General features: G+C 60.4%; 18 protein-coding genes and 1 pseudogene. 8 read left to right on the top strand and 11 right to left on the bottom strand.

Features of this window, described 5'->3' with window-relative positions; all coding sequences use genetic code 11:
* The first annotated feature begins 88 nt into the window (after window positions 1–88).
* The 6 genes from N2600_RS28675 to N2600_RS28650 all read left to right on the top strand — a co-directional run bounded on the left by N2600_RS28675 (window position 89) and on the right by N2600_RS28650 (window position 6,872).
* A complete protein-coding gene (locus tag N2600_RS28675; RefSeq protein ID WP_011649280.1) occupies window positions 89–718 on the top strand; it encodes a TetR/AcrR family transcriptional regulator in 630 nt (209 codons plus the stop codon).
* A gap of 11 nt (window positions 719–729) precedes the next feature.
* Window positions 730–1,524, top strand: coding sequence for a pyrroline-5-carboxylate reductase family protein (locus N2600_RS28670; protein WP_170276055.1), 795 nt, complete (start codon window positions 730–732; stop codon window positions 1,522–1,524).
* 67 nt (window positions 1,525–1,591) lie between these two features.
* Complete coding sequence (locus N2600_RS28665) at window positions 1,592–2,593, top strand: ABC transporter substrate-binding protein (protein WP_170259543.1); 1,002 nt, start codon at window positions 1,592–1,594, stop codon at window positions 2,591–2,593.
* A 207-nt stretch (window positions 2,594–2,800) separates the two neighbouring features.
* Window positions 2,801–3,688: an ABC transporter permease gene (locus N2600_RS28660; protein ID WP_170256650.1), complete on the top strand. Its 888-nt coding sequence runs from the start codon at window positions 2,801–2,803 to the stop codon at window positions 3,686–3,688.
* Window positions 3,681–4,760, top strand: a complete 1,080-nt coding sequence (locus N2600_RS28655; RefSeq protein ID WP_170279565.1) for a quaternary amine ABC transporter ATP-binding protein — start codon at window positions 3,681–3,683, stop codon at window positions 4,758–4,760. Before N2600_RS28660 ends, N2600_RS28655 begins: the two co-directional genes overlap by 8 nt.
* 1,110 nt (window positions 4,761–5,870) lie before the next feature.
* Window positions 5,871–6,872 (top strand): AraC family transcriptional regulator, encoded by a 1,002-nt coding sequence (locus N2600_RS28650; RefSeq protein ID WP_260111175.1) that lies wholly within the window; start codon window positions 5,871–5,873, stop codon window positions 6,870–6,872.
* Window positions 6,873–6,923: 51 nt separating this feature from the next.
* On the opposite strand, the gene N2600_RS28645 is transcribed toward N2600_RS28650, so the two are convergent.
* The 7 genes from N2600_RS28645 to N2600_RS28615 form a co-directional block, all read right to left on the bottom strand.
* Window positions 6,924–7,208 carry a hypothetical protein gene (locus N2600_RS28645; RefSeq protein WP_170279563.1) on the bottom strand — a complete coding sequence of 95 codons (285 nt, stop codon included), beginning with the start codon at window positions 7,206–7,208 and terminating at the stop codon, window positions 6,924–6,926.
* Window positions 7,205–9,499, bottom strand: a complete 2,295-nt coding sequence (locus N2600_RS28640; protein ID WP_222350839.1) for an FdhF/YdeP family oxidoreductase — start codon at window positions 9,497–9,499, stop codon at window positions 7,205–7,207. Before N2600_RS28640 ends, N2600_RS28645 begins: the two co-directional genes overlap by 4 nt.
* An 80-nt stretch (window positions 9,500–9,579) precedes the next feature.
* A complete protein-coding gene (locus N2600_RS28635; protein WP_222350838.1) occupies window positions 9,580–11,508 on the bottom strand; it encodes a diguanylate cyclase in 1,929 nt (642 codons plus the stop codon).
* Window positions 11,509–11,739: 231 nt separating this feature from the next.
* Window positions 11,740–13,179, bottom strand: a complete 1,440-nt coding sequence (locus tag N2600_RS28630; protein WP_260299039.1) for a coniferyl aldehyde dehydrogenase — start codon at window positions 13,177–13,179, stop codon at window positions 11,740–11,742.
* Between the two features lie 21 nt (window positions 13,180–13,200).
* Window positions 13,201–14,307, bottom strand: a complete 1,107-nt coding sequence (locus N2600_RS28625; RefSeq protein ID WP_170259535.1) for an NAD(P)-dependent alcohol dehydrogenase — start codon at window positions 14,305–14,307, stop codon at window positions 13,201–13,203.
* Between the two features lie 57 nt (window positions 14,308–14,364).
* A complete protein-coding gene (locus N2600_RS28620) occupies window positions 14,365–15,189 on the bottom strand; it encodes a p-hydroxycinnamoyl CoA hydratase/lyase (protein WP_162116395.1) in 825 nt (274 codons plus the stop codon).
* A 57-nt stretch (window positions 15,190–15,246) separates the two neighbouring features.
* The gene (locus N2600_RS28615; RefSeq protein WP_260299038.1) at window positions 15,247–16,833 is read right to left on the bottom strand and encodes an AMP-binding protein; all 1,587 of its coding nucleotides are present in this window, start codon (window positions 16,831–16,833) and stop codon (window positions 15,247–15,249) included.
* Between the two features lie 200 nt (window positions 16,834–17,033).
* Here N2600_RS28615 and N2600_RS28610 point away from each other — a divergent pair, with 200 nt between their 5' ends.
* Together N2600_RS28610 and N2600_RS28605 are read left to right on the top strand one after the other, a co-directional pair.
* Window positions 17,034–17,519: a MarR family winged helix-turn-helix transcriptional regulator gene (locus N2600_RS28610; RefSeq protein ID WP_162116223.1), complete on the top strand. Its 486-nt coding sequence runs from the start codon at window positions 17,034–17,036 to the stop codon at window positions 17,517–17,519.
* A gap of 123 nt (window positions 17,520–17,642) precedes the next feature.
* A complete protein-coding gene (locus tag N2600_RS28605; RefSeq protein WP_222387470.1) occupies window positions 17,643–19,049 on the top strand; it encodes an adenylate/guanylate cyclase domain-containing protein in 1,407 nt (468 codons plus the stop codon).
* A 390-nt stretch (window positions 19,050–19,439) separates the two neighbouring features.
* Here the strand turns inward: N2600_RS28605 and N2600_RS28600 are convergent.
* The 4 genes and pseudogenes from N2600_RS28600 to N2600_RS28585 all read right to left on the bottom strand — a co-directional run bounded on the left by N2600_RS28600 (window position 19,440) and on the right by N2600_RS28585 (window position 22,269).
* A pseudogene (locus N2600_RS28600) lies at window positions 19,440–20,256 on the bottom strand (GNAT family N-acetyltransferase).
* 51 nt (window positions 20,257–20,307) lie between these two features.
* Window positions 20,308–20,535 (bottom strand): DUF1348 family protein, encoded by a 228-nt coding sequence (locus N2600_RS34680; protein WP_441005723.1) that lies wholly within the window; start codon window positions 20,533–20,535, stop codon window positions 20,308–20,310.
* A 34-nt stretch (window positions 20,536–20,569) separates the two neighbouring features.
* A complete protein-coding gene (locus N2600_RS28590) occupies window positions 20,570–21,196 on the bottom strand; it encodes a pyridoxamine 5'-phosphate oxidase family protein (RefSeq protein WP_260299037.1) in 627 nt (208 codons plus the stop codon).
* A gap of 98 nt (window positions 21,197–21,294) precedes the next feature.
* Window positions 21,295–22,269 (bottom strand): alpha/beta fold hydrolase, encoded by a 975-nt coding sequence (locus N2600_RS28585; protein WP_170279727.1) that lies wholly within the window; start codon window positions 22,267–22,269, stop codon window positions 21,295–21,297.
* Window positions 22,270–22,677 lie beyond the last annotated feature (408 nt).

Here is a 22,677-nt window from a genome sequence, read left to right as displayed (position 1 = left end):
TCAACATTGAAAACAGCTTGGTCGTCGATTTAGACACTGATGTACATTTTTCTTGTGCGTGGCTTGATAATCTGATAGGAGATCATCCATGGATCAGGCTTTGAATGATACAGGCTGGCGCGGATCACAGGAGGGATGGCTGGAAGCAGCATACCACTCGCTGCTGGATTCCGGCGTGGATTCGGTGAAAATTCTGCCGCTGGCGAAGAAGCTCAACCTCTCGCGCACGAGCTTCTACTGGTTCTTCAAGGACCGGGAGGAACTGCTGGCCGGGCTCGTGGCGCGGTGGCGCGACAAAAACACCGGCAACATCGTCAAACAGTCCGAAGCCTACGCGGAATCGCTCGCCGAGGCGATGCTCAACGTCTTCGATTGCTGGCTCAACAATGATCTGTTCGACGCCAGGTTCGAATTCGCCGTGCGCAGCTGGGCGCTGCAGTCCGACGAGATTCTTGCCGAGGTCCGGCAAGCCGATCAGCTCCGGCTCGATGCGCTCAAGCGGATGTTTATCCGGTTCGGGCTACCAGAAGCGACATCGGATGTCCGAGCGCGAACAACGTACCTCGTGCAGATCGGATACATCTCTATGCAAGCCAAGGAGGAACTCGCCGTCCGCATGAAACGGATTCCCGAATATATCGCGATCTACACCGGCGAAGTGCCGCAGCAGAGGGAGCTCGATCGCTTCTTCTCCCGGCATGGCTATAGGCCGGGTTAGGGAAGGCCGGGATGAGCGCTTTCTTGAGAATCGGGATCATTGGTGGCGGTGGCTGGCTTGGCGGAGCAATCGCCGGCTCGATCCTTGGTGCCGGCCTGGTCGAACCTCGAAACCTCTCCCTCTCTTATCGCAGCGAGCAGCCGCGCCGCTTCCCGAATTCTTTCCTGACCACCGACAATCAGGCGCTTGCCGACCGTTCGGACGTGATCCTTCTCTCCGTCCGTCCTGATGACTGGCATGCTCTTGATGTCGATGCCGGTGGCAAGCTGGTCATCTCGGTCATGGCGGGCATCCGCCTGGACGCACTTTCCGAGCGCCACAACACCGGTCGCGTCGTCCGCGCTTTGCCGAACGCCGCCGCCGAAGTCGCCAAATCCTATACGCCGTGGATTGGCGCGAGCGCTGTCACCGAAGACGACCGGGCGCTCGTCCACGCGATTTTTCAGGCATGCGGATCTGAGGACGAGGTCGCAAGGGAAAGCGACATCGATTACCTCACCGGCCTTTCCGGGTCCGGACCGGCATTCCCTGCGCTGCTCGCCGCCGCCATGATGCGCGACGCCGTCGCAAACGGCCTGCCGGGGGAGATTGCGCGCCGCGCCGTCAACACGGTGATCACGGGCGCCGGCCGCCTGCTGGAGCGCCGCGACGAATGTCCCGATGACGTCGTTCAAACCTTTCTCGGCTATCGCGGCACCACTGCAGCGGCCATCGAAGCCATGCGCGCTGCCGGGTTCGACGCTTCGGTCGCGAAGGGACTATCGGCGGCATTCAAGAAATCGGTGAGTATGGGAGACGCTTCCTGACAACCGTTGGAGCGGGTCCTGCGGCGCCCCGCTTAGCAAAACCGGCCGCTAAACAGAGGGAACGAGAATGAAAAAACTACTCGCATCGACATGTCTGACGTTCGGCCTGATCGGCGGGGCGTCTTTCGCCAGCGCCGCCGAATGCGGCACTGTCACCATCGCCAGCATGAACTGGCAGAGTGCCGAGGTTCTCTCCAACCTCGACAAGTTCATCCTGAACGAAGGTTACGGCTGCCAAGCGGAAATCACCGTCGGCGATACCGTTCCGACGATCACCTCGATGGCTGAAAAGGGCCAGCCGGATATCGCGCCGGAAGCCTGGATCGACCTGCTGCCCGACGTCGTCAAGAAGGGAACGGAAGAAGGCCGGATCGTCCAGGTCGGCTCTCCGCTGCCCGATGGCGGCGTCCAAGGCTGGTGGATTCCCAAATATCTGGCCGACGCCCATCCCGACATCAAGACCATCGGCGACGTGCTGAAGCATCCAGAACTCTTCCCCGCTCCCGAGGACCCGAAGAAGGGCGCCATCTACAACGGACCGCAGGGCTGGGGCGGCACCGTGGTGACCACGCAGCTCTACAAGGCCTTCGAAGCCGACAAGGCCGGCTTCACCCTCGTTGATACCGGCTCGGCTGCCGGCCTTGATGGCTCGATCTCCAAGGCTTACGAACGCAAGGAAGGCTGGGCCGGCTACTACTGGGCGCCGACCGCGCTGCTCGGCAAGTATCAGATGGTCAAGCTGGAAGCCGGCGTGCCGAACGACCCCGCCGAATGGAAGCGCTGCAATACCGTCGCCGACTGCCCCGATCCGAAGCCGAACGCATGGCCGGTCGACAAGATCGTCACCCTCGTTGCAAAGCCTTTCTCGGAAAAGGCCGGGCCCGAGGTGATGGACTACCTGACCAAGCGCTCCTGGAGCAACGACACGGTCAACAAGCTGATGGCGTGGATGACCGACAACCAGGCAACCGGCGAGGACGGTGCCAAGCACTTCCTCAAAGAAAACAAGGACCTCTGGACCAAGTGGGTTTCGCCTGAGGCAGCCACGAAGATCGAAGCTGCGCTCTAGGACAGGATGATTTCAGGCCGGATCGGCCTAAAATCTGAATGCTGTTCTAAATTAAATAGTCAGAGCATGATGTCTGCGAAAGCCGCTCACAGTTTTCGGCATCATGCTCTAACGCCGACAACTGCGGTGCGCTTAATGCGCACCGCCTTTCGCTGCCGATAAAATCAAAAAGACTGCCACGGCTCTTTGAAGAAAAAGGGGAACCGAATGGAATGGTTTTATAAATTCCCGCATATGGATGACGATGCCCTTCGCAATCTGAAGAAGGCGATCGATGACGGCTTTCGCGCATTTACCCGCAGCTATGGCGACGCGATCGAAAACCTCTTCTCCCCGCTGCAGCATTTCCTGATCGCCGCCGACCGCTTCATGACGCAGACGCCGTGGCCGATCATTACGGCAATCATCCTTGTCATCGCATGGTTTGCGAGCCGCAGCCTGAAGATCGTCTTCGGCTGTCTCGTGACACTGCTGCTGATCGGCTATTTCGACATGTGGGACGATACGATGCGGACGGTGTCGATGATCTTCGTCTGTACCGTGCTCTCCATCGCCATCGGCATCCCGATGGGGATATTGATGGCGCGTTCCGACCGGCTGCAGCGCGTTATCAATCCGATCCTCGACGTTATGCAGACCATGCCGAGCTTCGTCTATCTCATCCCTGTGGTCATGCTGCTCGGCATCGGCAAGGTGCCGGGACTGATCGCCGTCGTCATCTACGCCATTCCGCCGATGATAAGGCTGACCGACCTCGGCATCCGCCTGGTCGACAAGGACGTGCTCGAGGCAGCCGATGCCTTCGGAACATCGAGCGCGCAGAAGCTGTTCAAGGTCCAATTGCCGCTGGCGCTTCCCACCATCATGGCCGGCATCAACCAGACCATCATGATGGCGCTCGCCATGGTGGTCGTTGCCTCGATGATCGGCGTCCAGGGCCTTGGCCAGCCGGTTCTGAAGGCCATCGCCAACCAGTACTTCACCCTGGGTATTTTCAACGGCCTTGCCATTGTCGGCATTGCCATCATCTTCGACCGGGTCAGCCAGGCGTATGGCAAACGGCTCCAGAAGCATCGGGAGATCGTCCATGGCTGATCAACGTTTCGGCGGCATCAAGATCCGCCACCTCTACAAGATCTTCGGTCCCAACCCTGCCGCTCATGTCGATGCCGTCCAAAAGGGATTGTCGAAGACCGAGCTCAACGAAAAGCACGGCCACGTGCTCGGCCTGAAAGATATCAATGTCGAGATACCCTCGGGCCGCATCCAGGTCATCATGGGCCTTTCGGGTTCGGGCAAGTCGACGCTCATCCGCCACATCAATCGCCTGATCGATCCAACCGCCGGAGAAGTGCTTGTCGACGGCGTCGATGTGGTGAAAATGAACGAGACCGAATTGCGGGCGTTTCGCCGGCACCAGACGGCAATGGTGTTTCAGAAGTTTGCGCTTCTGCCGCACCGCAATGTTCTCGACAATACCATCTTCGGCCTCGAAGTGCAGGGCATGGAGCGCTCGAAAGCCGCCGACGTCGCCATGGGCTGGCTGGAGCGGGTCGGCCTGAAGGGCTTCGAGAGCAAATATCCCAACCAGCTATCGGGCGGCATGCAGCAGCGCGTCGGGCTGGCACGAGCCCTCTCGAACGATGCGCCGGTTCTGCTGATGGACGAAGCCTATTCGGCACTCGACCCTTTGATCCGTACGGATATGCAGACAGTCCTTCTCGACATTCAGAAGGAGATCAAGAAGACCATCGTCTTCATCACCCACGATCTCGACGAAGCCCTTCGGCTGGGCGATCAGATTGCGATCCTGCGCGATGGCGAAGTCATCCAGCAGGGCACCAGCCAGGACATCGTTCTGCGTCCGGCCGACGCCTACATCGCCAACTTCGTCAAGGAGGTCAATCGCGGCCGGGTCATCCAGGTCGATGCCGTCATGACATCCTTGCATTCCGGTGCGGTGCCAGGCGGATTGACGATTGCATCAGGAACGACCGTCGAAGAGGCCGTCCGGATGTTGGCATCGGCGCAGGACAACGATGCGAGGGTGATTTCGCCATCCGGGGAAGCATTGGGCCTTGTCACCTTCCGCCAGCTCGCGGGTGCGATGGTGAACTCGCAGGAGGTGGCTCCCCAACGCGATAGCGCCCTCTCGATCGCGCTCTGAAGCTGCGCTTGCGGCTGTCTCTCCGTTTCGTTGGCGACACCGATATCTGGCAGGTCGCCATCTCCGGAACCTGGAGTCGGCCGTCTGATGATTGGGGCTGAACGAGGGCTGGCGCGGCTGCGCAACCGCCTGGAAGCTCGCTGAAGATGAGCAACTGATGACGATTCTCTCGCCCGATCCCTTCCGAGCGCGGCGGCCGGCAGGCCGCACCGCGGAAGATACGGCTTGAGGCGAGTGCTTGCGTATACATTTTGCGCAGGAGCAGTCCAGACTGCGTAGCGAAAAGCCGATCGGCCGACAATATCGGCGCCTGACAATTGCTCCATGGCTGGAGAATAATAAGATCAATCCTGACCAAGACCATGATGGTTTGCGGTCTCTAAGCCAAAAGGCCCGTCCATCCGTCGCCCCCAGAAGGATGGAAGGGATCATACATACGCACCCCATCCCGTGCGTATGCTTGCATGCCTGTCTGCCTGCCGAAGGCTCCTTAAACGGTCCACTATAAAACCTTCGGCAGGCGACTGCGCGGCTCTCGGATGGACATTCCTACAAACTTCAGATGATGAGCGTCTCGGCAAGGTCGCGGCAGTTGAACCTGTGGCATGGCAGCTGCAGCTGCAGCTGCAAGATCGCGTCTTCAGCGCAATCGATTTACCAGCGGACTGCCGTCATAACCGGTAGCGCAAATCTTGCCAATCGCCGCATGTTCTGTCAGTTCCTGCCGTCTCGCAAAAACATCTGAGCTCTGCCGGAACGATCGATGGTGCATGTAAAGGGTTGGTCTTTCTGACGCTTGCCACGCCCGAATTCGGGCTGGATCGGCTGCCGAAAGCCGCTGATCCGAGACCGACCATGCGGAAATCCACCTGCTCCGCGGCAAGCAGCTTCACTATAAGTTACAATCGTCTAATATACAGGCGAGCTCCGCCCATCCACACCGGCTGCTGGCCCTGATGAAGTCCCGCGACGGCGCATGCATGACGACCGGCAAGACTGGCAGAGGTAGGCGCGCCGATCCGGCGCCCGCGCGGATCGCGCATCACACTGGCATCTCAGAGCGGTCAAGAAGGGCATGTCGAAACAGCCACATCGAACAATGGGAGCAGCATGACAGAAAATAGCACTGCCCCATTCTCATTTCGATTTAGCGGTTCGTCCTTCGACAACATGGTCGAAACGCTGGGGGGTGCTTTTGGCGCCTTTGATGCCGAGCCTGTCGGCCGCGCCCAGGACTTCCATTGGGGACTGGATTTCTCCGTCTGTGACAAGGCCGTTCTGCTGACGGGTTATCATGAGGCGGAGTTTCAGTTCAATATCGAGCCGACCGTCGATACGTCGGAGTATCTGTCGATTGTAGTGCCGCGCAGCGGCGGCATGGGGGTAACCTATGGATCGTCCCGCATCGCCGAGGCCGGGCAAGGAAAATTGCTTCTCTATAACAATTTCGAACCCGACAGCGTCATCATGCATGGGCAATCAAACGTCATCGACGAGTTGCTGATCAACTGGCCTGTCATCCTCCAGACGATCGGCCAGACATTCGAGATGCCGTTCAGCGGCTCCCTCGACCTACTGCCGGAACTGGATCTGTCCAAGCCCGCCGGGCGGTTGATCGGCAACCTCACGGAAACGATTATCTTAGGCATGCGCGACGATGGCCCCTTGCTGCAGTCGCCGATCGCCATGGCGCATATGACGCAGGCGCTGGCCGATCTGGTCGTGCGCCTAGTGCCTCACCGGCTATCGCATTTCCTGGAGAATGGCCCGTCCCTGATCGCCCCCCGGCACGTCCGCAGGGCGATCGAATTCATGCACGCCAATATCGATCAGCCGATCACAATGCTGAAGGTGGCCGAAGCGGCCGGCGTATCCAGCCGGGCGCTCGAAACCGGTTTTCGTGCATTCAGAGGAACCTCTCCCGCCGCCTATCTGCTGACGCTTCGGCTGCGCGCCGCGCGCCAGGATCTCATCGATCCCGAGAGCAAGGAGACCATGAAGGCCATCTGCCTCAAATGGGGCTTCTTTCATTTCGGCCGGTTTTCGGCAGTCTATAAAGCCACATATGGAGAATACCCCTCCGACACCAGGAAACGCCTGATCGGTCGATAATGGCCTCAGCTTGCGGCGAGTACGCAGGTGGCCGGCGCTGACACAGTGTATTTATGTCTCGTCCCGCGGCGGCAACGTGTAGTGCACTCTCATGGTCCTCGGATCCCGCTTCACGATCTGCAGCAGGCCTTTGCGCTCCGCCAGGCCGTTGAGTTCCCTGAGCACGAGAGAATGCGCGATCCCCAGCTTGCGCGCAAAGGCGCGACTGTCACGGGCAATCCCGAGTTCCGCGGCGACAAGGAGACCGGCCTGTATGGATGTCAGCCTGATATCCCTGTCTTGCGCCGCAGCGACGAGGGCAAGAAAACGATCGGCCTCTGACGCCTCCTCGCTCACGCAGCTTTTCGCCGGCGGAAGGAAACCATGATGGATTTTGAGGTCGGCGTATCGCTTTCCCTGCCGGAGCTGCCGAGCGGCACGAGCACGTTCAGTTCGGGATAATAACCCGCTATGCTTCCCCGCGGAATATCATAGGGCACAAAGCGGAAATTCTCAGCGATGCGCTCGATACCGTCCTCATGCTCGCCGACCACGTCGACCCGGTCACCGGCCTTGGCATTTATCGCCGTCAGGTCGGCCGGATGAATGAAGATGACCTGCCGCTCCCCGTAGACGCCGCGGTATCGGTCATCGAGACCATACACCGTCGTATTGTATTGATCGTGTGACCGGAACGTCTGCAGGGCGAAACGCCCCTCGCCCTTTCGCGCCCGCTGATGCACCGTCTCGTCGGGAAGCGCCTCGGAAGAAAATGATGCCTTGCCTGTCGGCGTATCCCACTCCCGATGGGCGGCCGGGTTGCGCAGGTGGAAACCGCGCGGCTTGCGCAGGCGCCTATTGTAATTTTCGAAGCCTGGGATGGTCGCCTCGATATGATCGCGGATGCGGTCGTGGTCGTCGGCAAGCTCTGACCAGTCGACCACGGCGGAGCCGACCGTCGCTTGTGCAATGCCGGCAATGATGGCGACTTCCGAGAGGAGATGCGGCGAGGCCGGGCGATTGATGCCGGCGGAACCGTGCACCATGCTCATCGAATCCTCGACGCTTATGAGCTGTGAGTTGCCCGCCGCGTTCAGATCCATCTCGGTGCGTCCGAGGCACGGCAGGATGAAGGCCGTCTCGCCGGGCATGAGATGCGAATGATTGGGTTTGGTCGCGATGTGCACCGTCAGTTTCAGCCGCCGCAGCGCCTTTTCAACCAGGGCGCTGTCGGGCGTGGCGCGGGCGAAATTGCCGCCAAGCCCGATGAAGGCTTCCGCCGAGCCGTCGAGCATTGCGCCGATCGCGGCAAGGACATTGTGGCCTTGTTCGCGGGGAACGGTGAAGCGGAAGTGCTCCTCCAGCGCATCGAGGAAATCATCCGCCGGCCTTTCATTGATGCCGACGGTGCGGTCGCCCTGCACGTTGGAATGGCCGCGAACGGGGCAAAGGCCGGCACCGGGCTTGCCGATATTGCCGCGCAGGAACATGAAATTGGCGATCTCGCGGATCGTCGCGACGGAATGCAGGTGCTGGGTCACGCCCATCGCCCAGGTGCAGATGACCCGCTCGGCGTTGATATAGACATCGGCCGACCGTTCGATGTCCTGCCGGCTCAGTCCCGATTGGTCCTCAATGTCAGCCCAGCAAGTCGCCTCGACCGCTGCCCGGTATTCTGCAAAACCATCGCAATGTTCGGCGAGAAATGCGTGGTCGAGAACGGAAGGCAGGCCGGCGGCGACGGCTGCTTCTTCCGCGGCCAGAACGGCCTTTGCCATCCCGCGCACCGCGGCCATGTCGCCGCCGAGTTGCGGCTGCAGATAAAGGCTGGCGATATCGGTCGAACCGCCGCGCAGCATCTCGACCTTGTCCTGCGGGTCGGAGAAGCGCTCCAGCCCACGTTCGCGGATGGGATTGAAGACGACGACGCGCGCGCCGCGGATCGCCGCCCGGCGCAAGTCGCCGAGCATCCTCGGATGGTTGGTGCCCGGGTTCTGTCCGATCACGAAGATCGCGTCGGCCTCTTCGAAATCCTCCAGCAGCACGGTACCCTTGCCCGCACCGACCGCCTGGCGCATGGCGATGCCGCTTGCCTCGTGGCACATATTGGAGCAATCGGGAAAATTGTTGGTGCCGTAGACGCGCACGAACAGTTGGTAGAGGAAGGCGGCCTCGTTGCTCGCCCGGCCCGACGTGTAGAATTCCGCCCGGTTGGGATTATCGAGGCCTGTCAGAATACTGCCGATCTCGGCAAAGGCATCTTCCCACGCGACCGGCAGGTAACGGTCGCTCGCCGCATCGTAGCGCATCGGATGCGTGAGGCGGCCGTTGAGTTCCAGTTCATAGTCCGTCAGCTGGCGAAGCTGCGATACCGTATTCTCCGCGAAGAAGGCCGGAGTTGCCCGTTTCTCCGTTGCCTCCCAGGCGACGGCCTTTACGCCGTTCTCGCAGAACTCGAACGACGATCCGTGCTCCGGATCGCCCCAGGCGCAGCCCGGGCAATCGAATCCATCCGGCTGGTTCGCCTTCAGCATCGTCCGCGCCCCTGAAATGGGCATGCCGCTTTGCAGCAAACGCTTGCCGCAGCTCTTCAAAGCGCCCCAGCCACCGGCTGCCGCCGATTTCTTACCGATGAATTTTGTGTCCATGCGCCCTTATTGTCGAAGCGGGGGAAACATCAAGGTCGGATGATCGATGGTTCGATAGGAAAAACCTATCAAAGGTTTGGCTAACCGACGTCCTTCATGGCATGCCGTTCGTCGGGCGAATGTGCCAGGATGCGATTGCGGCCTTGCGTCTTGGCGTCGTAGAGCGCGGCATCGGCCTCGGTCAGGAGGCGGTTCGGGTTGATCCTCAAGGTGGCCCCCGTCGCGCAGGATATGCCGATGCTGGCGGTCACCCGGCCGAATTCGCTGCCGGAATGAACGATATTCTCCTGGCTGAGGAGACGCGCGAATTGCTCGGCAACGATCATTGCGCCTTTCGCACTGGTTGCGGGGAGCAGAACCACGAATTCTTCTCCGCCGTAGCGCGCGACGATATCTGCCGGGCGGCTGACCGACTGGCGCAGGCACCTGCTGACGACACGCAGGCATTGGTCTCCGGCGGGATGACCATAGGTATCGTTATAGGCCTTGAAGCGGTCGATATCGACCATCAGAAGGCTGAACGGCGTGTTTTTCCTGGCGCTGCCTGCGGTTTCGCGCGCGAAAGCTTCGTCGAAGGCCCGGCGATTGACCATGCCGGTGAGCCCATCTGTCTCAGCGAGGTTCTTCAGCTGTTCCGCCGACAGCCTGAGCGCGATTTCCGCCTGCTTGGTCGCTGTGATGTCTGAGACAACCGCCATCGCCGTGCCGTCTTCCGCTAGCCTTGTCCGGATGCTGCGCCAGTCGCCATTGTGAAGCTGAACCTCTTCGTCCTTGTTGCTGTGCAACGTAGCACTGACGGACCTGATCCACTCTTCGCGGTCATTATCCGGGATACCCGTGCGCTCGCCGGTTTCGGCAACGCGGCGAAGGATGTCGCTGATATGAGCGCCAACCACGCGGGCGTCTCCGGATAGCGGAAAGGCGGCGCGATACTGGTCGTTGCAAAAAACGAGAAAACCCTTGCTGTCGTACATGGCGATGCCATCGGACATGCCGGCCATCGCATGTGACAGCAGGTTCTTGCTCTTGCGCAATTCCCGCTCCAGAGCAGTCCGCTCCGTCACGTCACGCGTGACGCCGGCAAGGCCGATCACCCGTCCCTGCCTATCCTTCAGCGGCACCTTGGAGGCGAGCAGGTATCTGTCTTCGACACGCTCGACGGAGTCGATCAGGGGCACCCCGGTGTCCATGACCTGCTGTTCGAGATAATAAAATTCTTCGGCGCGCGGCCGCGACAGAAGATTGAAATCCGACAATCCGGTCATCTCCGCCGTGGTTTTGAAACGAAAAAGGCGGATCATATTTTCATTGACGGTGATGAACCGGCTGTTTCGGTCCTTCACGTAGAGATAGTCGGGCGACTGCGAAAACGCGGTCACCAATATGCTTCGCTCCAGCTCCCATTGCTGCGTCTTCAACAGAACGAAACCACACAGCGCCGTCGCCAGGCAATTCAATACCGTCATCGGCAGACCGATGATGGCCAATACGCGGGCATGCACCAGTGTGGGAAGCACCGCCATCAAGACGATCAGTGCGGCGCCGAGCGCGAGGCTCAGCATCGCAACGTCCATAAGCTCGGGGGATCTCTTCCGGATCCAGACATTGGCAGCCAGGCCGATCCCGGTCGCGACAGCAATTGCGATCAGGCCATCGATCATTGCCGTGCCGCCCACACAGAAGCGGAAAGCCAACGCCAGCGCCGCCGCAAAAGCCGCTGCGACCGGTCCGCCAAACATGCCTGCCAAAGCAAGCGGCGAGAAGCGCATGTCGATATAGATGCCGGGATTGACTTCGACGGCCAACAATATCGATCCGACGGAAGCGCAGCCGGCCACAATTCCGAAGGCGATTTTTTCCTGTGTGACCGAACGACGCTGAAATTGGATCGAGAAATGCGCCCAGAGCGAAATCGCCAGGCACACGAATGACAGGTTGCCACCAAATTGCGTCCAGATGCCATTCACTGCGTTGGATCCACCTTCCAATACGTCATCCGAACCAATCATAAGGCAATACTGGTTTGAGCTTCGTTAAGTCGCAGGACTGTCAGCCTATAATCGTCAGTAGTTGCGTCTGCAGGTCGGTCGGCAGCAATACGGCGATAGGAAAGCGGCGTCCGCGGCGACGATATGGCACGCAGGCCCTGCTGCCAAATTTGACGACAGGAGATCACTCGCAAGCAGCCACCCATGCCGTCAGCAGCCGCGCTGCCGACGGCATCGTCCGCCACTTCTCTTCTACTTGCAGATCGCCGCTGCCAAGAAGCCGCGCATCGCCTCGCCATAAGGCGGCCGCATCATGTATTCCGCTTCGACCATCCGGCTCTGGTGATAGACGGCGCGTGGATGCGAGAAGGTGAGGAAGCCGAACTTGCCGTGATAGGCTCCCATGCCCGAATGGCCGACGCCGCCGAAGGGCAGGCCTTCCGCCGTGACGTGGCTCATGCAGTCGTTGACCGTCACCCCGCCGGAGGTCGTATTGTCGAGGACGCGGGCCTCCTCTTGCTGATCCTGGCTGAAATAATAGAGCGCCAGCGGGCGCGGCTTGGCATTGATACGATCGATGACGTCGGCGACATCCCGATAGGGAAGAACCGGCAGCACGGGTCCGAAGATTTCCTCCTGCAGCACGCGCATCTCTTCCGTCGGATCGAGGATCAGGGTCGGAGGCATGCGGTGGGCCGATTGCTGGGAAAAATTCTCTGCCGCCGGGTTGATCTCGACGACACGGGCGCCCTTGGCCCTGGCATCGTCGATCAGGCCCTGGATGCGGGCGTGATGGCGGGCATTGACGATCGAGGTGTAATCAGGATTTTCCTTCAGCGCCGGATACATCGCGCCGACAGCCGCGACCGCGTGCCCGGCAAAGGCCTCGACGCTTTCCTCCGGCACATAAACATGATCAGGCGCAAGGCAGATCTGGCCGGCATTCAGCGTCTTGACGGTCATGACGCGCCGCGCCGCGTCGGCGAGATCGGCCGAGCGGCCGATGATGACCGGCGACTTACCGCCGAGCTCGAGCGTCAGCGGCGTCAGGTTTTCCGCCGCCGCGCGCATGACATGATGGGCGATCGCGGTTCCGCCGGTGAAGATCAGATGGTCGAAGGCAAGTGATGTAAAGGCCGTGCCCGTCGCCGGTCCGCCCTGAACGACTGATATTTCCGTTTCGTCGAAAGCGCCGGCGATGAGTTCCGCCATCAAGGCGGCCGAGGCCGGCGTCACCTCCGACGGCTTGATCATGGCGCGGTTGCCAGCGGCGAGAATTCCGGCAAGCGGCGCAAGGGCGAGCTGATAAGGAAAATTCCACGGGCTCAGGATTCCGATAACCCCCTTCGGCTGATAGACCACTTCGGCCACTGCGTCCGGGAACAATGCCTCGTGCTGCTCGGGCTTCAGCCATTCGGCAAGATGGGCCTTGGCATATTTGAGCGATCCGACGCAGGTAAAGACGTCGAGAAGCAGGCTCGCTCCGACACTGCGGCTGCCGAAATCGTCCGACAGGGCAGCGGCAATCGCATCCTTATGGTCGACGAGAAGGGCGATGACGCGGTCGATGCGATCGAGGCGGGTCTCAATTTCTGGCGGCCCTTCCCTCAGGAAAGACGCCCTTTGCCGGTCAAGCAGCGCCTTCATGACATCGGGGCTGGTATCGGTGGCAATTGGGGTGACGGTGTTCATTGTTTCCTCCCTTGAACGGGTTCAGGCGGCCGGCTGACGCACGACCGGTTTCAGCACGATGCCCTTTTCCGAATCCTCCACCGCCTGGTTGATGTCGGCGAAATCATAGAAGGTGATGAGCCTGTCGAAGGGGAAGCGGCCCTGCCGATGCAGCTCGATCAACAACGGGATCAGCACGTCGGGATTGGAATCGCCCTCGACGATGCCGCGGACCCGGCGCCCGCCGGACAGGATATGGGTGAGGTCGAGCGTCAGCGTCGCACCATGCGGCGAGGCCCCAACGATGCCGCAGGTGCCGCGCGGCGCCAGCACCCGCACGCACTGGTCGATGACGGCGGGCACGCCGGAAGCATCGATCGAATAATCGACGCCGGCGCCGGTCAGCGCCATGATCGCGGCAACCGCGTCGCTTGCCTTGCCGTTGACGATGTCGGTGGCGCCGAGTTCCGCTGCAAGCGCCAACCGCCTCTCGTTGACGTCGACGGCGATGATCCGTGAAGCGCCGACGATCCGCGCCGCCATCACGGCGGCAAGGCCGACGGAGCCCATGCCGAAAACTGCCAGCACTTTTCCCGGCTCGACCTTCAGCGCGTTCATGACCGCGCCGGCGCCGGTCTGGATACCGCAGGCAAGCGGCCCGAGCAGCGCCAGATCCACATCCCCAGGCACTTTCACGATATTGCGCTCATGGCACAGCGCGTGGCTGGCGAAGGAGGATTGCCCGAAAATATTGCCGTGAACCCGCTCTCCCTCGCATGAGAGCCCGCTCGAACCATCGGCGCGCGCACCGAAGAAATTGCGCGGGAAGAATTCGTGGCAATAGGTCTCCTCGTTATCGTTGCAGCTGGGGCAATGACCGCAGGAATTGAAGGTCATGACCACGTGATCGCCGGGCTTGACCTTGGCGACGCCCGGTCCGACACGCTCGACGATTCCAGCGCCCTCATGGCCGAGCACCACCGGCTGCGGCACCGGCAGATGCTGGTCACGCATGACGATATCGGTGTGGCAAACCCCTGTTGCCACGACGCGAACCAGGATTTCACCGTCGCGCGGCTCCTCCAGATCGAGCCTTTCCAGCGAAAACGGCGTATGCGGCGCACGCGCCACCGCAGCATGGATCTTCATTGCTTTCCTCCTCCCGATGATCGGCTCGTCAACCCGCCCGGCGAGCCGGGCTCGCCATCAACGGCCGCGCTTGTAGGCGCCGAGCCCCGGCTGATAGGTCTTGTCGTCGAGGAACTGTTTCAGCCCCTCGTCACGCCCCTTGGTCTTGTCGAGAAACAGCATCTGTTCCAGCTTGGCGTAGATGTAATCGTCGGCGAGATCCCAAGGCAGGTCTCGCACGCGCTTGTAGGTGTCCTTGGCGGCCTTCAGCGTCACCGGGTTTTTTTCGAGCAGGCTGGCGCAGATCTTGCGGACCCGGGTTTCCAGTTCCGCCAGCGGCACGGCCTCGTTGACGAGACCCATATCGGCGGCCTTGCGCCCGCCGAACAGTTCGCCGGTCATGATGTAATAGAGAGCGTCACGATGGCGCATCACTTCGGCGACCGCGCGGGTGACGTTGCCGCCCGGCAGAATGCCCCAGTTGATCTCGGAAAGGCCGAAATTCGCCTCCTCGGCAGCGATGGCGAGATCGCAGGAAACGAGCGGCGTGAAGGCGCCGCCGAAGCACCAGCCGTTGACCATGGCGATCGTCGGCTTTTCGAAATACATCAGCCGGCTCCACCAGCCGCCGGATTGGCGCCGCGCCTTCAGCGTCGCGCTGCGAGGCTTGTCGTCATTGTCGCGGAAATATTCCTTCAGATCCATGCCGGCCGACCAGGATTCGCCGGCGCCGCGCAGGACGAGGACGCCGCAGCGTTCGTCGCCCTCGAGCTCGTCGAGCACCTCGAGCATCCGAGCATTCAGGGCCGGATTCATCGCATTGCGCTTTTCCGGGCGGTTGAGGGTGACGAAGGCGATGCCGTTATCGAATTCGACCAGAACCGGCGATTGCCTGTCAGTCATGTTCTCTTCAGTCATGAGGTTACTCCATGGGTTTCGGCGTGAGTGCCGGGGGCCGCTTCACAGGGCCTGTCGTTGAAGGGTTTCGTCGGAATGGAACTGGCGCAGGACATGTTTCTGCACCTTGCCGGAGGCGGTGCGGGGAATGGCCTTGACGAAGAGGATGCGCGCGGGGCGCTTGAAAGCGGCGAGCCTTGCCGCGCAATGGCCGGCGATCTCATCGCCCGTTGCCACGGCACCCGGCCGCAGCACCACATAGGCAACACCGCATTCGCCCCATCGGATGTCGGGAATGCCGACGACCGCGACGTCGAGGATATCGGGATGACTTGCGAGCGCTGCTTCGATCTCGGCGGGATAAACATTCTCCCCGCCGCTGATATACATGTCCTTCAGCCGGTCGACGATGCGATAGAAGCCGTTCGCTTCACGCCGGCCGAGATCGCCGGTGCGGTACCAGCCGTCGGTGAAGGCGGAAGCGGTTTCCTGAGGCTTGTTCCAATAGCCCGGCGTCACTGCCGGCCCGCGCAGCCAGAGTTCGCCGATCTCACCTTCATCAACCTCCCGGCCGTCCTCGCCGACGATGCGAATGTCGAGCAATGGCGCGGGAAGACCGACGCTGCCGGGATTGTCCTGTACGGCGCGCCGGTCGATCGGCACGTGCAGCACCGTTCCCGCCTCGCTCATGCCGTAACCGTTGACCAGCGCCACGCCGTCATCGAGATAACTTTCGATCAGCGCCTGCGTCAGCGGCGCGCCGCCGACGAAAAGCGCATGCAGGCCGGCGAGCGCCGCGGCGCTATAGGCGGCATCGCCACGCAAGGCGAGCGCGATCTGCGGCACGGCGAAATAATGGGTGATGGCGCGCTGCCGGTCGGCAAGGGCTGCGAGTGTGCGCGCCGGCGTGAAGCGGTCGGAGACGACGAGCGTGCCGCCCAGCATCAATGTGGTGCGCGCCACCGCGATCAGCCCGATCGTGTGGAAGAACGGCAGGTCGCACAGGGCGACGGATTTTGGCCCGATTTCTCCGACGACCGAAAAATTGATCGCTGCAAAGAAGGCGTTGCGGCGGGTGATGACGACGCCCTTCGGCTGTCCCGTCGTGCCCGAGGTGTAGAGAAGGACGCAAGGTGCGTCGGCATCGGCGGTCACCGGAGCGGCCGGAAGGCTCGCCTCGATCCGCGCGGCCAGCCCGGCCGGACCGTCGGCCGTCGATATCACCGCCATCTCAGGATCGGTGCTCGTGACGTTGGCGACGGTTGCCGCGAACTCCTCGTCGTGAACGAGCAGAGCCGGCGCGCAATCGGCAAGGATCGGCCGAAGCTCGGCGGCGTTGAGGCGCCAGTTGAGCGGCACGTAGATGGCGCCGGCACGCTGGCAGGCAAAGGCAAGCACGATCGAATCGATGGAGTTGCGCGCCAGCATGGCGACACGCGCCCCGTCGCGGCGCGCTTCGAGCAAATCGCTCAGTAAGCCGGCGCAGCGGGCGATCCGCGCATCGAGCTCGGCATAGGTGAGCTGCCGGCCGGTGGCGATCTCGAACAGAGCCGGACGGTCCGGTGCGACCCGGGCGCGGTAAAGGATCGGATCATCCGTCACCAGTCCGCAATCCGCCGACGAAGCCACCCCGGAAAAGGAATGCGCCATGTTCTCCTCCCATGCCCACCGCTCCCCGCGGCAGGCATCAAATTTGTATGTAACACATACTAATATCTTTTTCCCATGATGCAAGAGGCTGTTTAAGGCAAATTCGAATCGCTCGAATGGCGCGCGGAAATCCGCACGACGGATATTGACTAACCTGCTGATTTTGATGGTTATGATGATGGATGAGGCGAGAGCGAACGATGAGCACCAAACCACCGCAGGACGATTTCGAGGGCGACGATGCTCCCGCGACGCCGGGCCTCGACGTCGGCCGGCTTGGCGATCTGCTGGGATTTCATCTGCGCATGGCGCATGTCGCAGTCTATCGCGACTTCGCCGAAACCATGGCGGCTCTGGCGCTGACGCAGAAGCAGCTGGCGGTGATGGAACTCGTCGCCGGCAATCCGGGCGCATCGCAGATCGATCTTGCCAATACGCTCGGCACCGACCGGGCGACGATGATGGCCCTCGTCAATCGGCTGGCCGCCCGCGACCTGATCGAGCGCCGGCCCTCCGCGGCCGACCGCCGTCGCCAGGAGCTTCATCTGACGACGGCGGGAGGCGCAATGCTCGCCCGGGCGCGTGAACTGATCGATAGGCATGAGCAGCGCTTCATCGAGCTGTTTTCGCGCGAGGAACTGGATGCGCTGCTGACGGCGCTGAAGCGGATATACAAGGGGAGCTGAAGCCCGCCTTCGCTTGGGAAGCGAGCAGCATCCGAGCCTGTAGATTTCTATTGGGACACTCCCGTGTTATGATCCCGGTCCTGGCGTTGTCCGCCGTGGGTTCTGCACACGGAGACTTGTCTCATGAGCGAAGTGGACGTCCTTTTTGCCTCCCTGCGACAGGCGGCTGACCCGCAGACGGTGGAGTGCATCGAAAATGTCGTCATGAATGGCTCGGATCGCGAGCTCAATCGCATCAATGCGCTCGCTTTCGCCGATACACACCATCTCGATGAAGAAAAAACCATCGCCGCGTTTCTCCATGCAGCCCGCATAGGCGCATTCGAGATGACCTGGAATGTCCTTTGCCCGGGATGCGGCGGCGTCCTCGACAGCGGTGCAACCCTCAAAACCGTCGTCCACGAGACGTACCATTGCGCGCTTTGCGCGGCCGGATACGAGCCGACCCTCGACGAGATGGTCGAGGTCACGTTTACGGTCAGTCCGCGCGTGCGCAGGATTGCCGCCCACGATCCCGATCGGTTGTCCCCGCTCGAGTACTACCGCCAGATCTTCTTCAGCTCCGGCGTCGACCTGCCTGACGATCTTGAAGCGAGGCTGGCGCGCATCCAGCTGGAGATGATCGAGCTGGATCCGGGCGAGAAGGCCTTCGTCTCGCTGCAACTGCCGGCGCAATTCGTCATCATCTTCGATGCGGTGACACACTCGGCGCAGTTCATCGACGTGCAAGGAGAGCCCACCGACGAACGTCAGAACCTCTCGATGATCATCAGCCGGACGCATGCGCTGAACGAAACGCTGACCCTGCGTCCTGGCTCACTGCGGCTGACCCTCGAGAACCACACCGATCGCAGGGTGGTGCCGAACGTCTGCATCGCAGGCGATGACCTGCACGACCTCTTGGGCCGCAGGCGGCCTTTCCTGACGGCCAAGCGCCTGCTGACGAACCAGAGCTTCCGGGACATCTATCGGACAGACACACTCGACGTCGACCAGCGCCTCAAGATCACCAGCCTGACCTTCCTCTTCACCGACTTGAGGGGCTCGACCGCGCTTTACGAGCGCGTCGGAGATCTTGCTGCTTTCGATCTGGTGCGAGCGCATTTCCGGGTTCTTCACGAGATCGTCGCCACAGAGGCCGGAGCAGTCGTCAAGACCATAGGCGATGCCGTGATGGCGACCTTCCCGAGCCCGGACCGCGCGGTGGCGGCGGCACTCAGCATGCGCGAGGCGATGCTTCGGCTAAATGCCGAACACGGCAGCGACGATCTTCTGCTGAAGATCGGCATCCATGAGGGACCATGCCTCGCCGTCAACCTGAACGACCGGCAGGACTATTTCGGCCAAACCGTCAATATCGCCTCCCGCGTCCAGGGCCTTGCCGATCCGAATGTGATCATGACAACGGAAGCGATCGTTGGGGATGCCCAAGTTTCAGAGATCCTCCGCGACAGCGGCATCACCTCGGCTTCCCGAATGGCGGAGCTTCAGGGCATCGGGAGAGAGGTAAGGATTTTTGCGCTGTCGTGAGTTTGGTCTTCTCTTCGAGGTCAAGTCAACTTGAGCGGTTTCCACTGCCGGCCCGGAGCGGACTTTTTCGTTATCGAAGGATATGGCTGCTTTGCGCCCCATGGCGGCCGTAGAGCGCATCCTAGCCGCACCCCGAAAGCGGACATTCAGGGGATCGGCGAGAGCTGAGTGCCATAGTGCTTTCCACGGCCCACTTGATGTCGTCGGCGATGGATCGAAGACGAACCTCGTTCAACGCGCGTATTAATAGGTGGTGGAGGATGGAGTGGGTTTGCAGGCTGACACAGAAACAGATGACATTCTCTAAGAGTTTCAGGTACCGATCCGGCAAGCGCGACACTGGAAAGAACGCAACAGCTCGAGTCGCAGACCTAAGGTGTCTGGTGTCCCTTATGAATCGTCCGGAAACCGGTAATTCATTCTAGCATAAATCTGCTCGAATCCGGCCATGAGATTGGCGTGAGAGATATTTGGCTCCGCGGCAGAAGGCTGGGCCGTTTCGACGACGAATGTCTGAAACGCTCTGACTGATGCCTTGATTCAGACGCGCGGTGATGAGGGCCTTCTGTGCCCCTCGATTGCGAAACTCGGGAACCGTCGCGCCACCATCAAGCCACGCACGGCCGTCTGCCGCATACATTGCGCCGGTCGCAATCGGTCTGCCGTCCAATTCCGCGAAAAAGCAGGTCCAACCGTCCTTCCCGACGATCGATGACCAAAGCGGTGTCAGGTTTGCTGGAAAGTTAAATCCGGCGCACATCATCGCGCCGAAGATTTCGGCCTCGGTGACTTTGACCTGCCGGGTAGCGACCTCTCCAGAATGAATGAGTGGCGTAGAAGGCGCTGTTCGCCATAGCTTTGCCCAACCGTTACCTTGGGGAACAAGACCCCGTTTCCTTATCCAATCGTGTGTCTGTTGAGGAGCGCTGGCAGCGTTCATTTGCAAGTAGCGGCGGCCTGCCTTTTTGCTCATCCACTCAAAGGCCGGGTCAAGATCTTCAAGTGCTGCAATGCCGAGCACGCGATTGAGACCGATGGCGGGCGCGCTGGGCAGCGATATTGCGCAACCTGCAGCCAATTGCATGCAGCGAAACTCAGCCCTGTCGGCGAGCGTCTGGGGCGCGATCATGAACAGGCCGATAAATGCTTTCGCTTCGGTGATATCTTCTTCCGGCACCGCTTGGCGCGATGCTGACGGGCGATCCATGGCAGTGTCCTTAAGCTATCAACAAGCCAAACAGGCTTCACCGCAGCGAAGTCAGCAACGGTGGAAGCAGGCTGAGGTTGCGAGCGCGATTAAGTCAGGAAGTCGGCCATTGCGATGGCGATTTCCGCGTGAAAAAGCGATGATCGCCTCGCCGCCGTTTATGCACTCGGAACGGTTGCGCCACCGGCTGTCATGGCTATAGGCCAGCGCTACCTTTCGGGATTGCGGCTGTTCCAGCCATCCTTCGCAAGCTGAACCTTTTCTGTTGCGGAAGCCCATGAAAAGGGCGGCAATGGGGGTCTTGTGGCGTCCATTATTTTCCTCCCCAGGCTTCGAGCCGAGTACGCAATTCCGCATTCTCCGACTCCAGTTCGGCCAAGCGTTCACGCAACGGTGCTACCGCTTTCTCCACCTCGTGTTCGGTGTAACGCGGTGTAATATGCTGAGGGCAATTCCAATCGAAGGCTTCCAGCCGCAGCCGGAAAATCCGCTCAGCCTTTGCTCGGTAGCCGGCATCCAAAACAAGATCGGTCAGTGCCGGGTCGGCATCGAGTGCAAGCTTCTCGACATGCACGTAGATTTTGAGGCGGGCTCGCCGCGGGTAATCAACCAGAAAGAGACAGGCCCGATCGTTTGCGGCGAAGTTACCGGTACTGATGTATTGGCGGTTACCCCGGTAGTCGGCGAATGCCAGTGTCTTGTTGTCAACGATCTTGAGAAAGCCCTGCGGCCCGCCGCGATGCTGCACATAAGGCCAGTCGGTTTCCGACACAGACGCAACATAGAAGCTGTCCCGAGCAGCGATGAAGGCGCGCTCGCTGTCGGTTAAACTATCCGACTCTCGATGGTGATCGCCCAACCATATCTGATCGGCACCCATTTCAGTCTGGGCCAGCCGCACATTCGGAGTGATTGCAACTTCCAAAAAATGGTACGGCACGGGAGATCTCCAAAATCTGGAATTTAGTAACCGCCGTTCAGCGGTGTGACCTCGGTTTGCGGAACCTTGGTCACACCGCCGGTGACCATGTCTGATGGTCACTTCTTCGCGACGTGGCGATCCAGGAAGTCGTTGATTAGAGGAGCAGCGACGTCAAGTTTTTCTTCGAGCAGGAAATGACCCGAATTCAAGACATGAATTTCGGCATCTGGGAGGTCCTTGAGATAAGGATGAGCGCCGGCCTCAGGAAAAATATAGTCGTTCTTGCCCCAGACGATGAGCGTGGGAGGTTTACGCTCACGAAAGAAGTTTTGGAAGTCAGGGTAAAGCGGCACGTTGGTGCGATAGTCATACAACATGTCGAGCTGGATGTCTTTGTTCCCTGGTCGGTCCAGGAGAGCCTGGTCGTGAACCCAGTTGTCGGGGCTGATGCGCGACACGTCTTCCATCCCGTCGGTGTACTGAAACTTGGTCGTTTCGAGCGTGACCAGACCGGAGAGCGCCTCACGGCTCTTCTGCGATCCATCGGACCAGTAGGTCTTGATGGGATCCCAGAATTCCTTCAGCCCTTCATCATAGGCATTGCCATTCTGGATGATCAGCGCACTGACCCGCTCGGGATGTTTCAGCGCCAGGCGGTATCCCACCGGTGCACCATAATCCATGACGTACATGGTGTAGCTTTTGACGGCCAGATGATCCAGCAACTTGTCGACGATATTGGCGACCCCGCCAAACGTATAGGCAAATTTGCTATGATCGGGAGATGCGCTTTGCCCGTAACCCGGATAGTCCGGCGCGATGACGTGGTATCGATCTGCAAGCAGCGGGATCAGATTCCGGAACATGTGGGATGACGTCGGAAAACCATGAAGCAGCAGCACGACCGGAGCGTCGGCCGGCCCGGCTTCCCGGTAGAAGATATCGAGACCCTCGATCTTTGCGGTTCGGTAGTGGACGGGAACCGGAGCCTCGCGAACGTCCGTCGTGGCCTGCGCGGGAAGCGCTGACGCCACTGTTGCTGCAGTCATGCTGGCGGTCGCCAGCATCAAGCACATAATCAAGCTACGCATGAAGGTCTCCCTAAAAGTTGAGATGAAAGGAATGATTTCGAATGAGGGCTGCTGTCGGTCGTTCGGACCGCGCAAGCGCCGTGGCGGTTAACAACCTCACCGGAGGCTGTTGCCTCAGGTCAGGAAATGGCAGCGATGTAGAAATTCGTTGCACGTGAATGGTCGATGTGAAGGCGACGAGGGATCCGTTAGGTCACCGTTCATCAAAGACTTCGATGTTTAGGAGTAAGCCGGTTTATGGCCTCGCTCAATTGCGATCTAGGTCACGCGCAACTAGACGATGGCATTGCAACCATAGACCTTCGTATATCGATTTTCCCTTACCCAAGTCACAGAAATCCCGTAACTATTTCCGACGGACGATCGGCCATCTTTCGACATTTCCTGACATGGAGTCGGTACGTCTGG

The sequence above is a fragment of the Rhizobium sp. WSM1274 genome (genome assembly GCF_025200775.1).
Taxonomy (GTDB): domain Bacteria; phylum Pseudomonadota; class Alphaproteobacteria; order Rhizobiales; family Rhizobiaceae; genus Rhizobium; species Rhizobium leguminosarum_I.
The sequence above is the reverse complement of the archived record's forward strand: the minus strand, read 5'-3'. Positions and strand labels throughout refer to the sequence as shown.